This is a genomic window from Phyllobacterium sp. GQ127 (assembly GCF_059758635.1).
This window is the reverse complement of record NZ_JCAXDZ010000003.1, coordinates 396,392-409,890: the sequence shown is the minus strand read 5'-3', so window position 1 is coordinate 409,890 and position 13,499 is coordinate 396,392. Positions and strand designations below refer to the sequence as shown.

Annotated in this window: 13 protein-coding genes; 4 read left to right on the top strand and 9 right to left on the bottom strand. The window is 54.0% G+C overall.

From position 1 onward, the window contains the following. Positions 1-95 precede the first annotated feature (95 nt). From AC6CHM_RS13990 to AC6CHM_RS13970, 5 genes are all read right to left on the bottom strand, one after another. Positions 96-602 (bottom strand): GNAT family N-acetyltransferase, encoded by a 507-nt coding sequence (locus AC6CHM_RS13990; protein WP_498173559.1) that lies wholly within the window; start codon positions 600-602, stop codon positions 96-98. A 121-nt stretch (positions 603-723) separates the two neighbouring features. Beyond that, on the bottom strand, positions 724-2,553 hold the full coding sequence (gene typA / locus AC6CHM_RS13985; protein WP_115054778.1) for a translational GTPase TypA: 1,830 nt from the start codon (positions 2,551-2,553) through the stop codon (positions 724-726). 137 nt (positions 2,554-2,690) lie between these two features. Next, positions 2,691-4,064 carry a magnesium transporter gene (gene mgtE / locus AC6CHM_RS13980; RefSeq protein ID WP_498173558.1) on the bottom strand — a complete coding sequence of 458 codons (1,374 nt, stop codon included), beginning with the start codon at positions 4,062-4,064 and terminating at the stop codon, positions 2,691-2,693. 408 nt (positions 4,065-4,472) lie between these two features. Beyond that, complete coding sequence (locus AC6CHM_RS13975) at positions 4,473-6,914, bottom strand: GcvT family protein (protein WP_498173557.1); 2,442 nt, start codon at positions 6,912-6,914, stop codon at positions 4,473-4,475. Between the two features lie 194 nt (positions 6,915-7,108). Next, entirely contained in the window at positions 7,109-8,014 is a 906-nt protein-coding gene (locus tag AC6CHM_RS13970; protein WP_498173556.1) for a phosphotransferase, read from the bottom strand. 344 nt (positions 8,015-8,358) lie between these two features. Here AC6CHM_RS13970 and AC6CHM_RS13965 point away from each other — a divergent pair, with 344 nt between their 5' ends. Then, entirely contained in the window at positions 8,359-9,123 is a 765-nt protein-coding gene (locus tag AC6CHM_RS13965) for a DeoR/GlpR family DNA-binding transcription regulator (protein ID WP_336440384.1), read from the top strand. Between the two features lie 69 nt (positions 9,124-9,192). Continuing rightward, positions 9,193-9,762, top strand: coding sequence for a methylated-DNA--[protein]-cysteine S-methyltransferase (locus tag AC6CHM_RS13960; protein ID WP_498173555.1), 570 nt, complete (start codon positions 9,193-9,195; stop codon positions 9,760-9,762). A gap of 63 nt (positions 9,763-9,825) precedes the next feature. Here AC6CHM_RS13960 and AC6CHM_RS13955 read toward each other — a convergent pair whose 3' ends face one another. After that, positions 9,826-10,566: an SDR family oxidoreductase gene (locus AC6CHM_RS13955; protein WP_498173554.1), complete on the bottom strand. Its 741-nt coding sequence runs from the start codon at positions 10,564-10,566 to the stop codon at positions 9,826-9,828. Positions 10,567-10,666: 100 nt separating this feature from the next. Between AC6CHM_RS13955 and AC6CHM_RS13950 the strand changes: the two genes are divergently transcribed. Next, complete coding sequence (locus AC6CHM_RS13950; RefSeq protein WP_307281197.1) at positions 10,667-11,272, top strand: TetR/AcrR family transcriptional regulator; 606 nt, start codon at positions 10,667-10,669, stop codon at positions 11,270-11,272. Between the two features lie 6 nt (positions 11,273-11,278). On the opposite strand, the gene AC6CHM_RS13945 is transcribed toward AC6CHM_RS13950, so the two are convergent. After that, on the bottom strand, positions 11,279-11,686 hold the full coding sequence (locus AC6CHM_RS13945; RefSeq protein WP_498173553.1) for a DUF2000 family protein: 408 nt from the start codon (positions 11,684-11,686) through the stop codon (positions 11,279-11,281). On the opposite strand from AC6CHM_RS13945, the gene AC6CHM_RS13940 reads away from it, so the two are divergent. Continuing rightward, entirely contained in the window at positions 11,685-12,590 is a 906-nt protein-coding gene (locus AC6CHM_RS13940; RefSeq protein WP_498173552.1) for an AraC family transcriptional regulator, read from the top strand. The two genes, AC6CHM_RS13945 and AC6CHM_RS13940, sit on opposite strands and share 2 nt — an antisense overlap. Positions 12,591-12,668: 78 nt before the next feature. On the opposite strand, the gene rpsP is transcribed toward AC6CHM_RS13940, so the two are convergent. After that, complete coding sequence (rpsP, locus tag AC6CHM_RS13935; RefSeq protein ID WP_307281193.1) at positions 12,669-13,118, bottom strand: 30S ribosomal protein S16; 450 nt, start codon at positions 13,116-13,118, stop codon at positions 12,669-12,671. A 75-nt stretch (positions 13,119-13,193) separates the two neighbouring features. After that, positions 13,194-13,499, bottom strand: a complete 306-nt coding sequence (locus AC6CHM_RS13930; RefSeq protein WP_115054378.1) for a chorismate mutase — start codon at positions 13,497-13,499, stop codon at positions 13,194-13,196.

The following is a 13,499-nucleotide window of genomic DNA, read 5'->3' as shown; positions in this document are numbered from 1 at the left end:
GGCGCCGCCTTTTAGGTCGTCATCCAACCTATTCTTGCGACGATTGGGCGCAAAATCAGGATATATCGTAGTATGATTGATGCAGAGAGATGATTTCAACTCCAGACGAAAGCGCGCTTCTTGAGCATCTTGCCGTCGCAACATTCGACACCCTCAGCTACGTCACGGCCCCCCGCACCGTGATAGAACGAAACGGCAAGATCATTGTCCTCAAGCACCCAGATGACCATACCCTTAAGACCTTGGTCGCCCAAGCTGCGCCTTGCTGCGCCGAGCAATCGTGAGCCGAGACCGCAGCCTTGATATTCCGGACGGATGTAGAGTTCGTAAACCTCGCCCTTCTCCGGCAATTGGCGGGCGCGGTTAGGCCCGAGCGTTGCGTAACCCGCGACGACGCCCCCAATATCGGCCACCAGAATTTGCGTAGAGCGCTTGATGGCTCGTGCCCACCAATCTGCTCCTCTGCGCTCCAGCATGGTGTTAAGAGCGCGATGAGGAATGATGCCGGTGTAGGCACCGCGCCAAGCAGCCAGATGAATGGCAGAAATTGCCACCGCATCAGCCAAACCGGCTTTTCTTATCTCGGTTACGTGCGTGCTCATGGCAAAGAGCATAAACCTGCGACACGCGATTTCGCAACGGCATTACGAACGATTTTTTGGGAGCATCAAAAAGAAAAGCGGCGATAAACGTCGCTTTTCCAAAGTCTATAAGTTATGGCGATTAAGCTGCGCCGGCAGCCTTATTGCTCTTTTCGAAACGCTTGCGTTCATTCGGATCAAGGTAAAGCTTGCGCAAACGAATGGACTTCGGCGTAACTTCCATAAGTTCGTCATCCTGAATCCAAGACAGAGCGCGTTCGAGCGTCATGCGGATTGGCGGGGTGAGCTTGACGGCTTCGTCCTTGCCGGCAGCGCGGATATTGGTCAGCTTCTTGCCCTTGAGGATATTCACTTCAAGATCATTGTCGCGCGAATGGATGCCAATGATCATACCGGCATAGACCTTAACGCCTGCTTCGATAATCATCTGACCACGGTCTTCGAGGTTCCACATGGCGAATGCCACGGATTCACCCTGATCGTTGGAGATCAGAACGCCATTGTTGCGACCTGCGATTTCGCCCCGGAAAGGCTCATAGGCGCGGAACAGCCGGTTCATGATCGCGGTGCCGCGTGTATCTGTCAAAAGCTCTGACTGATAGCCAATGAGGCCGCGTGTCGGTGCGTAGAAAACCATCCGGACACGATTGCCGCCAGAGGGACGCAGCTCAACCATTTCGGCTTTGCGCTCTGACATCTTCTGAACAACCGTACCGGAATATTCTTCATCAACGTCGATCAGAACTTCTTCGATAGGCTCGAGCAGATTGCCTGCATCGTCCTTTTGCATCACAACGCGCGGGCGGGAAACACCAAGCTCAAAGCCTTCACGGCGCATGTTTTCGATGAGAACGGCGAGCTGCAATTCACCGCGACCGGATACGAAGAATGAGTCCTTTTCGCCCGATTCCTCGACCTTGAGCGCAACATTGCCTTCAGCTTCCTTCATCAGGCGATCACGAATGACGCGGCTGGTAACCTTGTCGCCTTCAGTACCGGCGAGCGGGCTGTCGTTGACGATGAAGGACATGGTAACCGTTGGCGGATCGATAGGCTGCGCATGAAGCGGTTCGGTCACTTCAAGAGCGCAGAAAGTATCAGCAACAGTCCCTTTTTGCAGACCGGCGATTGCAACGATGTCGCCCGCATGGGCTTCGTCAATCGATTGGCGCTCAAGACCACGGAAGGTCAAAATCTTTGAGATACGGCCGGTTTCGATCTGTGTGCCATCGCCGTGCAAAACCTTGACGGGCTGATTGGACTTGACTGTACCGGAATGGATGCGGCCTGTGATAATGCGACCCAGGAACGGATCGGCTTCAAGGATTGTTCCGATCATCTTGAAAGGGCCTTCGCCAACGGTTGGCGCGGGCACATGATCAAGAACCATGTCAAACAAGGCGGATAGGCCCTGATCCTGCGGGCCTTCTGGATTTTTTGCCATCCAGCCATTGCGGCCTGAACCATAAAGGATCGGGAAATCAAGCTGTTCGTCAGTAGCGTCCAGTGCAGCAAAAAGATCGAAAACTTCGTTTACGACTTCTTCGTGACGTGCGTCGGGACGGTCGATCTTGTTGATCGCTACGATTGGACGAAGCCCAACTTTCAAAGCCTTACCGACAACAAACTTTGTTTGTGGCATCGGACCTTCAGCCGCATCGACGAGAACGATGGCGCCATCGACCATCGAAAGAATACGTTCGACTTCACCACCGAAATCGGCGTGGCCAGGTGTATCAACGATGTTGATGCGGGAATCTTTCCAGACTACGGAAGTGGCCTTCGCGAGAATGGTGATCCCGCGTTCCTTTTCGATGTCGTTGGAGTCCATCATTCTTTCGGCAACGCGCTGATTATCGCGGAAGTTGCCGGACTGTTTCAATAGTTCGTCAACAAGCGTGGTTTTGCCATGGTCAACGTGTGCGATGATCGCGATGTTGCGCAGTTTCATGAGGTTCTCTTTGGAGGATTGTGGACGCAAAATTGCATGCGACGCTTTACATTTGCGCGCTCCATACATGTTTTTTCGCAATTGCGAAAGGGGGCGGCACAGGAATATGCCGCCCAGATCGCATTCCGCCTGTCTTTTTAGAGCAAGGTTCCGGACAGGATAACCAGCGCAATGCTGAAATAAATCACCAAACCCGTGACATCGACGAGCGTTGCGACAAAAGGTGCAGAAGCACTTGCCGGGTCAAAACCAAGCCTTTGCATAGCAAAAGGCAGCATCGAACCGACGAGCGAGCCGAAGGTCACGATACCGACCAGCGCAGCGCCGACAGTGGCGGCAACCAATTGCCAATGCTGGCCGTAATCATAAAGACCAAGCATTTGCCAAGCGGCGATACGTGCAACGCCGATCAAGCCCAAGAATGATCCGAGCACCAGTCCGGTTGGTATTTCGCGCAGGGCGACCCTCCACCAATCCTTCAGCCGCAGGTCCTGCAAGGCCAAGGCACGGATAAGCAGGGACGTAGCCTGAGAACCGGAATTACCGCCGGAACTCATGATCAGAGGAATAAACAGTGTTAAAACAACAGCCTTTTCCAGTTCACCCTCGAAATGCTGCATGGCGCTGGCCGTTAACATTTCGCCCAGGAGCAAAATCCCGAGCCAACCGGCCCGCTTATGGATCATCTGAAAGAAGCCGATTTGCATGTAAGGCTTGTTCAAAGCCTCCATGCCGCCAAACTTCAGAGTATCCTCCGTCATCTCCTGCGTCATGGTATCAATGACGTCATCAACAGTAACGATTCCAATGACTTGATTGTTGTCGGTCACAACTGGCACGGCCAAAAGATCGTGCTTGCGGAATAGACGTGCAACATCTTCCTGATCGGTCAGCGGGGTAACCACGACAGGAGCAACGTCGCGCCCAACGCTCAATATGGAAGCCTCGGGCTCACTGCTGATCAGCCGACGCAATGCTACGGTGCGAAGCAAAACTTTCGTTGCAGGATCAATAACATAGATCGCATATATTGTTTCGCGGGAACGCTCTACCTCGCGGATATGCTGCAGGGTTTGCGCAACGGTCCAGCTGGATGGCACGCTGACAAACTCCGTCGTCATCAGGCTACCCGCCGTATGGGGTGGGTACCGCAGGAGTTTGCGAAGCGCAGCGGTGGTTTCAGGCCCGAGACCAGCAGCAAGACGCGCCCGGTCTTCTGGTCCGAATTCCTGAAAAATGTCGGTAACCCGGTCAATTGACATCTCATCAAGAATGTCCCGGGCTTTGGCGGCAGGCAGACTCTTGATGATTGCCGGTGCTGAATGCAGCTCGGGTTGATCAAGAATAAGCACGGCATGTTCAAGCGGCATATCATTGAAAATATCAATGATATCAGTAAGTTCTAGTTCATTGAGAAGCTCGATCGCATCGGCTGCATGCATGGATGCGAGGCGCTGCGTGATGTTCAGGTCTGCGTTTACCGCATCCTGATGTACGAGGATGTTGTTCATTTTACTCGCCTTTCCGTCGATCCGCCGTCAAGGGGGATCAAGGCGAGTTGATTTCAAATCAGGCCAGGATCACCGCTGACGGCGCAAACAATCGACTACTGTCGTCGTTGGGCATGGAAGTAGATTCCTGGTTAAAACAAGCAGGCGCGGAATGCGGACCCTGCACGGCGTCATTTGGCTCCGCGGCAAGGGAAAGTCAACCCCGCATGAACATTGCTACCGAGCACAACCAAAACACACCAACAAATAGCAAAAATTGGGTAAGAATCGACGATTCTTCGGGAAAAATCGGCGAAACTCCAGCCATGGTCTGCCATTTGAGGAAATTCTCCCCGTAAAACGCCGGAAGAGCGTTGAACTGATCCGAATTTTATTGCGGGCTCGGAAAGAACGAGGTGAAATTTCCGTTCAGGCTTTCACTTTCACGTTCTGCGGGTCGTAAAGCGGTTCGATGTGCAACTCTGCCGCGAAACGTTCATTGGCAATGATGAGTTCATATTTGCCCTCCCGAAGGAAGTCGCCGGTAACGCCTTCATCATTTCGCACATACCCATATGCGACCGGTTTTCCGATCGTATATCCGAAGCCGCCGCTGGTGAGGTATCCGGCAAAGACTCCGTTGCGCAATATTGTTTCACGGCCAAGAAGGACAACATTGCTGTCTGCGACAGTAAAAGCCGCAAGGCATTTCTTCAGTGGTTTGGCATTGATGGCTTCGCTCGGAGCGCGGCCGATAAAATCGGTATTCTTGCGAAGCTTGACCGCCCAGCCAAGTCCGGCCTCGAAAGGGGAATCATTGGGCGTAATATCCGAGCCCCAGGCTCGGTACCCTTTTTCGAGGCGGAGCGATTCAATGGCGCGGTATCCGACGGGCCGGATACCGAACTCTTCGCCCGCTGACATGAGTGCGTCGAATACCGCTCCGGTTGCAGCAAGCGGTACATGCAGTTCCCAGCCGAGCTCGCCGACATAGGTGATGCGCAATGCGCGAATAATCGTTCCGGCTATTTCAATTTCGCGAACATGACCGAACGGAAAAGCACTGTTGCCGACATCGGCACTGGTAACCTTTGCCAACACCTTCCGGGCCATTGGGCCCATAAGGGAAAGCGTCCCGTAATTTTCAGTTATGTCGGTAAGTTCGGCGTCAAGACCTTGGCCGATGTGATCCCTGATCCAGGCAAAATCGTGGGTGCGGAAACCCGTTCCGGTGACGATGTAGAACTTGTCTTCGGCAAGCCGCGCGACAGTCAGATCGCACTCAATGCCGCCTCTGGTATTGAGGAGCTGGGTATAGGTGACGCGGCCTGCGGGCCTGGAAACATCATTGGCGCAAATGTAATCCAAAGCCTTGGCGGCGTCCTTGCCTGAAAGTTCAAACTTGGCAAAGGATGATTGGTCGAAAATGCCCACTTTCTCCCGGACCAGCCGGTGTTCTTCGCCCACGGCGTCAAACCAGTTCTGGCGACCCATAGAATAGACGTCTTCGGAAGGCGCGCCTTCCGGCGCAAACCAGTTGGGGCGCTCCCAGCCAAGTTTTGAACCAAAGACGGCGCGATACTTTTTCAAACGTTCATAAAGCGGCGAAACAATAGCGGGACGGCCAGAGACATATTCCTCATGCGGGAAGCCGATTGTGTAATGCTTGCCATAGGCTTCCAGCGTCCTGTCCCGTACCCAAACCCGATTGCGATGAAGATTGGAGAAGCGGCGAATATCGACGGCCCACAGATCGAGCGGTGCTTCCCCATCGATCGCCCATTGCGCCAGAACCCAGCCTGCACCACCGCCGGAGGCAATGCCGAAAGCATTGAAGCCAGCGCCAACAAACATATTCGAGCATTCCGGTGCGACACCGAGGATGAAATTGCCATCCGGGGTGAAGCTTTCCGGTCCGTTGATCATTTGCTTGACGCCTGCCGTTTCCAGCGCCGGAATGCGTTCAATGGCTTGAAGCATATGTTGCTCAAAATGATCGAAATCATCGTCAAACAAGCGGAATTGCCAGTCATTGGGCACGTCGCCTGTCATCCAGCTTTGCGGATTGGGCTCATAGCCGCCCATAACCAGTCCGCCGACCTCTTCCTTGAAGTAAGTGCGCCGATCCGGATCACGCAATGTCGGCGCGTCGGCAGCAAGCCCTTCGATCTTTTCAGTGATAATATATTGGTGTTTTACCGGCTGCAAAGGCACGTTGATACCTGCCATATCCCCGACCTGCCGAGCCCATTGCCCGGCGCAATTAATGACTTTTTCGCAAACAATATCACCCTGGTCCGTCTTGACCTTCATGATCCTGTCGCCGTCCATTTCGAAGCCGGTAACCCTTATGTTCTCGATAATCCTGGCGCCATTCATCCGCGCGCCCTTGGCCAGCGACTGCGTGATATCCGAAGGACTGGCCTGCCCATCCGTTGGCAACCAGCTCGCGCCGACGAGATCATCGACATTCAAAAGTGGCCACATTGCCTTGACTTCTTTCGGCGATAAAAGCTCCATATCCATACCGAAGCTGCCAGCCGTGGTTTTAAGCCGCTTGTATTCGGTCCAGCGGTCCTGATTGGTGGCAAGCCGAAGGCACCCGGTCATTTTCCACCCGGTCTCAAGTCCCGTTTCCGCAGCAAGCCGCTTGTACAGATCAACGGAGTATTTGAGAACGCGCGTTATGGATGCCGAGGAGCGCAGTTGACCGACCAGGCCAGCGGCATGCCATGTGGACCCGGATGTCAGTTGACCCATTTCGAGCAGAATAACATCAGCCTTGTGATCCTTGGCAAGATGGTAGGCTGTGGAGCAGCCAATAATGCCGCCGCCAATGATGACAATTTGAGCGTGGGAAGGAAGGGTCATGATGTGAGCACTCTGCTGTTTATTGCATATCGATATTGCGTGGTTCGCCCTTCGACAAGCTCAGGAGGGCTCACCATGAGGAAGGTCACAGTGCTGCAACGAGAGCCGCCAGTGTTGTGCACTTCATGCCCTGCAAGCAAACCATCATGGTGAGCCGCGTCGAACCACGCACAACTAGGATTGCAGTTTGGAATTTATCCATAACTTGTCCGATACCTCTCCATTGCCTGGTCGAGCCGAAGCAGGTTTTCAGCCGTATAGGCGGCGTAATCAACGCCCGGTGCGCTGAGATGAAGTTCTGAAACCATGCTCCACATGGCTTCGCGCAGCAGAGAAGCGCATTGCATCGCTGCGTGAGAACGCTGGATTTCAGGGTCCGGCGGACCACTGAAATAGGCCTCGAGCAAGGCATTGGATTCTTCGCCGTCAAGTCCGGCATTTGATGCGAGGCCTGCAAGATCAAACATCGCTGTAGAGAACCCTGCATATTCAAAATCAATCAGCCACAGCCGCTCGCCATCATCGAGAATATTGGCGGGCAACAGGTCATTATGGCTGAAGATAATAGGCAGCGGTTTTTGTACTGCTTCCATTTCCTCGGCTATTTCGAGATAGGAGGGAAGTTCAGAAACAAACCGGCTTTTACCGACCTCGAGCGTACGGGCATAATCGCGAATTACATGAAATGCCCAGAACATGAAGCCGGGCCCTTGAATATATTCCGGCATGCTGGTGTGAAACTGCCGGATGAGCTGGGCAATACGTGGGATGTTTGCCCGCACATCATCGGCATTCCATGTTTTCGCACCAAGGAAGGCGGTGACCATAATGCCATCTTCCGCGTGGAACAGCTCAGGCGCGAAGCCAGCGCGATGTGCCGCCTGCGCCGTCATTGCCTCGCGGGCGCGAAATACATGATGAAAAGGATAATCCGTGCCGAAACGAACCACATACTTGCCCGTATCGTCCTCGACCACATAGCTTTCATTGCTGATGCCGCCCTTAAGCAGGGCAATGCTTATATCGCCTTTCCACAAGGGCAAGGCGGCAATCCGCGATTCCGCTAGCCTGTTATCGGCAAGGCTTGTCACAGATTTCATGCTATGCATCCGCTCCTCATTGCTCGCTAACGGAGCGCAAAGTGCAGTCAGGCAGACTCACCATGAGCAACGAACTTGTTTCATGGGATTGTGAGCTCTCCATGAACAGAACGGCTATTCAAGATGTACTGCGTAGCATCCCACTAACTGCTTTTTATTATTTGAGGATGCTTCCCCTCACGATGAGCCTGTCTAACCACGCTTCTTATTTGTCCAGGCAGGTTCCTGCATCCCACGACGTCTGTCAACAGAATTATGTGGGATTTTGTGGTTTTTGTGACTGGTAATATGAAATTCTGTGATATTTATGCCTGTATTCTTACGTTTTCGTCAAAGGTTCGGTCATGAGTTCGAAACGGCGCGGTGAAATTAAACGCCTTTTGCAAGATGAGGGGACAATTTCGATTGCCGATCTTGCCTTGAAGCTGGGTGTTTCTCTTGAAACAATCCGGCGTGACGTAAAGCCCTTATATGATGAAGGCGCAATTACCCGCGTCCATGGAGCAATAGGCCTGCCGCTCCACCTTGGAGAGGCGCCATTTGAGCTGCGTATGCGGGAGAATGCCGATGCAAAGCGTATGATCGCGCATTATGTGGCGCGCACCATCCAGAATGGCGAATCCGTCATGCTGGATACTGGAACAACGACGAGCTTTCTCGCCCGTCAACTTCTGCAGCATCGCAATCTGACGGTGATTACCAATTCGTCCGATATTGCCCGCACTCTGGCAACGGTTAACGGAAACAGGGTTTTCATGGCTGGCGGAGAATTGCGCAGCGATAGTGGTGCGGCGTTCGGAGTGTCCGCAATGGAATTTGTCAGCCGGTTCAGTGTCAATCACGCCGTCATTTCCATAGGCGCAATCGATGCCTCAGGCGGCATTATGGACTATGATCTGGAGGAGGCAGAATTTGCGCGTACCGTGCTTTCGCGGGGCGCCCGCAAACTGGCAATTTCCGATGCCACAAAATTCGGGCGGCGCGGATTGGTCAAAGTGTGCGGTTTCGATGGGTTTGACGAGTTGGTGACGGATCGGGAGCCGCCCGCGGATATAGCCCAGGCTCTGGCTGATGCCGGGGCGATTTTGACCATAGCCGCGCGCCAATAGCTATCGAGCAAGAAACGGATTGGCTCTGAAACATTCGCAGCTATTCTTAAGCTGAGTCGGAGCGCGCCTATGTCCAAACTGCTGCTTAGCAAATCCATCCATACCAAGATCGGTCCAATGATTGCCATGGCTACCGGCGAAACCCTGGTTCTGCTGGAATTTCACGACCGGCCGATCCTGCCTTATGAGTTGAAAGAGTTGCAGCAACGCTACGGCTATTCGATTGCCTCGGGAAGCAATGCCGTGCTTGAACAGACACAAGCAGAATTGGACGCCTATTTCGATGGGGAATTGACAAGGTTTGAAACACCTTTGGTGTTGCCAGCCATGCCTTTCCAAAAACAGGTCTGGACGGCGCTGCAAGATATTCCCTACGGAGAAACCCGCACCTATGGCCGTATCGCTGGCGATCTCGGAAGGCCGAATGCGAGCCGGGCAGTCGGGGCGGCCAATGGACAAAACCGTCTGGCGATTATTATTCCCTGCCACCGCGTGATTGGTGCCGATGGAGCCCTGACCGGATATGGCGGGGGCAAACATCGCAAACGCTATTTGCTGGATCTGGAACACCGCGTAGTTGCGGGTATTTCCGGAAGCCCGGTGTTTCACCCGATTACTGCGCAAAGCAGTATGTTCTAGGATGGTGACGCCGCTATCTCTTTTTAGCGCGGAGAGATAGCGGCATATTAGAGCGGCGGCAAATCAGATATTTGCGCCGCCATCAATGACGAAGCTTGACCCCGTGATGAAGCGGCCCTCTTCACCTGCGAGAAAGGCTACCAGTCTGGCAATATCCTTCGCTTCGCCAAATTTCGGGATCGCCATTCGGGCGCGTTGGACTTCCGCATGATCGCCATTTGCGGGATTCATATCCGTATCGGTAGAACCCGGGTGGACGATATTGGCTGTGATTTCCCGCGGGCCAAGATCCCGCGCAAGCGCTTTGGTAAGGCCAATGAGTGCCGCCTTGCTGGTGGAATACGCGATCAGCCCGGCCGAGGGAACGATCTCGGCAAGATTGCTGCCGATGGAAATGATGCGGCCGCCAGCGCCCATATGCACTGCTGCCGCCTTTGAGGCGACGAAGCTGGCGCGGACGTGAATGGACATAACCCGGTCAAATTCAGCCAGTTCCAGCTGGTCTACGGTGTCCATGGTGTAGACGCCCGCATTATTGACGAGGATATCGAGACGGCCAAGCTTGGCGTGGGCTTCGTTAACAGCGTTTTCGAGGGCCTTAACATCAAGGTTATCCGCTTTGATGGCGAGGGCGCGGCGGCCTAGCTTCTCGATAGCCTTGACAGTTTCATCGGCTTTTGCTGCGGCGCTGGTATAGGTGATAGCAATATCTGCCCCATCCTGTGCCAGTTTAAGCGCAATGGCTGCGCCCATTCCGCGGCTTCCGCCAGTGATGAAGGCTACTTTATTGTCGAGGCGGGACATGGCATTTCCTTTTATGTAATGATCGATACATAATGCTTGTCATGGTTGCATCCAGAGGTCAAGTGATTTATGTATCGATCATTATAGAAAGGATTCCATCATGTCAGCGAAAGGCCGTCCGCGCGCATTTGACCGCGATGCTGCGCTTGAACGCGCGATGCAGGTTTTCTGGAAACGGGGCTATGAGAGCGCCTCGATGGCTGACCTGACGGCGGCAATGGAAATCAATGCGCCCAGCCTTTACGCGGCATTTGGCAGCAAAGCTGATCTCTTCAAGGAGGCCGTGGAGCTTTATACCAACAAGATTGGACAGCGCATAAAGAACTCCCTCCCCAATGCAGCCACCGCAAAGGAAGGCGTTGCCGACTTCCTCATGCAAACCGCAATATCGCATACGGACCCCGACCAGCCGCATGGATGCATGGTGGTACTCGGCGCGCTGCATGGTGACGAGGCGGTGGGCACGCCGTGCTCGCTATTGCGCGAGCGCAGGCTCGACAATGTAACGTTATTGCGCGGAAGGCTGGAGCGCGGCGTGCGTGAGGGTGAAATTGCGCCTTCCGTCGATCTTCAGCAAGTGGCCGAATTCTATGCGACCGTGCAGCATGGCATGTCGATTACGGCGCGGGATGGAGCCACATTGGAGCAATTGACCAAGACCGCCCAAGCTGCCATGGCGGCGTGGGAAGGTCTGGTCTCGGAGTGACCGGCATTAAGGGTGCATGATTGCTCCCTTGGTGATTTTGTCGACAGCTCTTTTTTCAGCCCGCAATGCGATTCCCACCAGCTTGGCATTGTCTGGTTCGAAACGGCCGAACATTTCGCGGTTGGCAACGTCATTGCCGGTTGCAAACATCTCCTCGACATAGGCTGAGGTGGTTATGTTGCGTTCAAGTGAACGTCTGTGAATTTTCCGCAGCGTCTCTTGATCTGCGGCCAGCACCACCATGGGCTGGATTGCCATCGCATTATAGACATTTCCCGCGCCATCCCTATATGGTTCGCCAATGATGACCGGATACTGGGCCGTAATGCCGCTTGTCAGAAAGGCTGCTACATTGAGCTTTTGCCAAGTGGCAAGGTCATCGCGCAGAACGATAACAATCTTGGTATCAGACATGAAATCAAACTCCATTCGTGGATATGCTGAAACGTCGGCCATAGCAGTCGGGGGAACTGAGGGTCTTGTACGTTTGTGCAACACGGGGAGGGATGGAATCGTCCATGCGCCGCCCTCACGAGGTATTGAAAGGATTGAAGCCCGTTTCTCTGGCCAGGGTTTCGAACCACACCGGCATGACACCTATGCGCTTGGACTAACCCTTTCAGGCGTTCAGACCTTCCGATATCGCGGCGCTTCGCGCTTCAGTCTGCCAGGCAATATTATCATTCTCCATCCCGATGAAGTGCATGATGGTGCGGCCGGAACCGATAGTGGCCTGAGCTACCGGATGCTGTATCTCCCGCCGGAACGCCTTATCGAAGCGGCGGATACATTGCGTTCCTTGCCATTCGTTGCCGATCCTGTGATTTCGGATGTAACATTCCAACGCTGTCTCGCCGAGGCTCTTTGTCAGATTGAAACAAGGTTGGATGACCTTCAGCTTGACGATCTTATCGGGCGGTTCGCTGAAGGACTTGATCGTCATTCCGGCCAACAATCGCGCACATCGAACCGAATTGCGGTAAAAGCGGTTCTGCTATGCCGTGAATTTCTCCAGGACAATTGCGACCGCGTTGTTTCATCTGGAGAACTGGAAGCAATCTGTGGTCTTGATCGATATACGCTGGCCAGACATTTTCGCTGTCTTCTTGGCACAAGCCCGCATCGTTATCTCCTGATGCGTCGTCTGGACAAAGCCAAGGCGTGGCTATCGAAAGGTGCCGATCTTGCCGATGTGGCAGTGAGTTCCGGATTTGCCGACCAAGCCCATTTTACACGGCACTTCAAGAAGACCTTCGGCATGACGCCGGGTCATTGGAAAGGGCTTACATTTGCCGCCAGCCGACGCATCGCAATTTGAATGAAGACAATTCATGCGCCGAAAGCAAAACGGGCGGCACAAGGCCACCCGTTTGCATTCAATAAGTGAAACTGCCGATTAGCTGGCAGCTTCTTCTTCGGCAGGTGCTTCTGCAGGAGCAGCAGCAGCTTCGGCGGCAGCGGCCTTGGCAGCTTCAGCGGCTTCTGCTTCAGCGGCAGCCTTTGCCTTCGCATCTTCTTCAGCCTGCTTGGCCATAGCAACGCGTTCCTGCGCCTTCTTGCCTGGCAGTGCCTTTTCAGGATTGCTGCGGGTGTCGCGCTTGGCGATACCAGCCTGATCAAGGAAGCGAAGAACGCGGTCTGTTGGCTGTGCGCCGTGACCGATCCAGTAGTTGATACGCTCTGCATCAAGCTTGACGCGATCGCCATCCTTGGGGAGCATCGGGTTCCATGAGCCGACGTTTTCGATGAAACGGCCGTCGCGTGGCGAACGGACGTCAGCAACGACGACGTGGTAGTAAGGGCGCTTCTTCGACCCTGCACGGGCCAGACGGATTTTCAATGGCATTGTTAGTCTCCTAGCTTTCTTTTCTGTTGCCGCAATTCCTGATGGAAAACCGAAATTCGCTTTTCCTGGGATTGCTTAGCTGCCGTTTTCTTTGGCAGCTGTTGTTTCGTGATGCCTGATCACTTCCTTGACGATGAAGTTCAGGAACTTCTCGGCAAAATCGGGGTCGAGGTCGGCAGACAGCGCCAGAGTGCGCAGTCGTTCGACCTGTTGTTTTTCGCGGTTCGGGTCAGCCGGAGCCAGACCGTTCTTCGCCTTGAGAACGCCAACCGCCTTGGTGCAGCGAAAGCGCTCTGCGAGCATGTGGATCAACGCGGCATCGATATTGTCGATGGATGCGCGCAGTTCGAGCAATTCTTTTGGCAGGGATGATGAGCTCAT

Bases quoted from the DNA above. Each gene is read 5' to 3' on its own strand.
- AC6CHM_RS13990 (WP_498173559.1), bottom strand. From the start codon at position 602: ATGAGCACGCACGTAACCGAGATAAGAAAAGCCGGTTTGGCTGATGCG.
- typA (WP_115054778.1), bottom strand. From the start codon at position 2,553: ATGAAACTGCGCAACATCGCGATCATCGCACACGTTGACCATGGCAAA.
- mgtE (WP_498173558.1), bottom strand. From the start codon at position 4,064: ATGAACAACATCCTCGTACATCAGGATGCGGTAAACGCAGACCTGAAC.
- AC6CHM_RS13975 (WP_498173557.1), bottom strand. From the start codon at position 6,914: ATGACCCTTCCTTCCCACGCTCAAATTGTCATCATTGGCGGCGGCATT.
- AC6CHM_RS13970 (WP_498173556.1), bottom strand. From the start codon at position 8,014: ATGAAATCTGTGACAAGCCTTGCCGATAACAGGCTAGCGGAATCGCGG.
- AC6CHM_RS13965 (WP_336440384.1), top strand. From the start codon at position 8,359: ATGAGTTCGAAACGGCGCGGTGAAATTAAACGCCTTTTGCAAGATGAG.
- AC6CHM_RS13960 (WP_498173555.1), top strand. From the start codon at position 9,193: ATGTCCAAACTGCTGCTTAGCAAATCCATCCATACCAAGATCGGTCCA.
- AC6CHM_RS13955 (WP_498173554.1), bottom strand. From the start codon at position 10,566: ATGTCCCGCCTCGACAATAAAGTAGCCTTCATCACTGGCGGAAGCCGC.
- AC6CHM_RS13950 (WP_307281197.1), top strand. From the start codon at position 10,667: ATGTCAGCGAAAGGCCGTCCGCGCGCATTTGACCGCGATGCTGCGCTT.
- AC6CHM_RS13940 (WP_498173552.1), top strand. From the start codon at position 11,685: ATGAAATCAAACTCCATTCGTGGATATGCTGAAACGTCGGCCATAGCA.
- AC6CHM_RS13945 (WP_498173553.1), bottom strand. From the start codon at position 11,686: ATGTCTGATACCAAGATTGTTATCGTTCTGCGCGATGACCTTGCCACT.
- rpsP (WP_307281193.1), bottom strand. From the start codon at position 13,118: ATGCCATTGAAAATCCGTCTGGCCCGTGCAGGGTCGAAGAAGCGCCCT.
- AC6CHM_RS13930 (WP_115054378.1), bottom strand. From the start codon at position 13,499: ATGAGCTCATCATCCCTGCCAAAAGAATTGCTCGAACTGCGCGCATCC.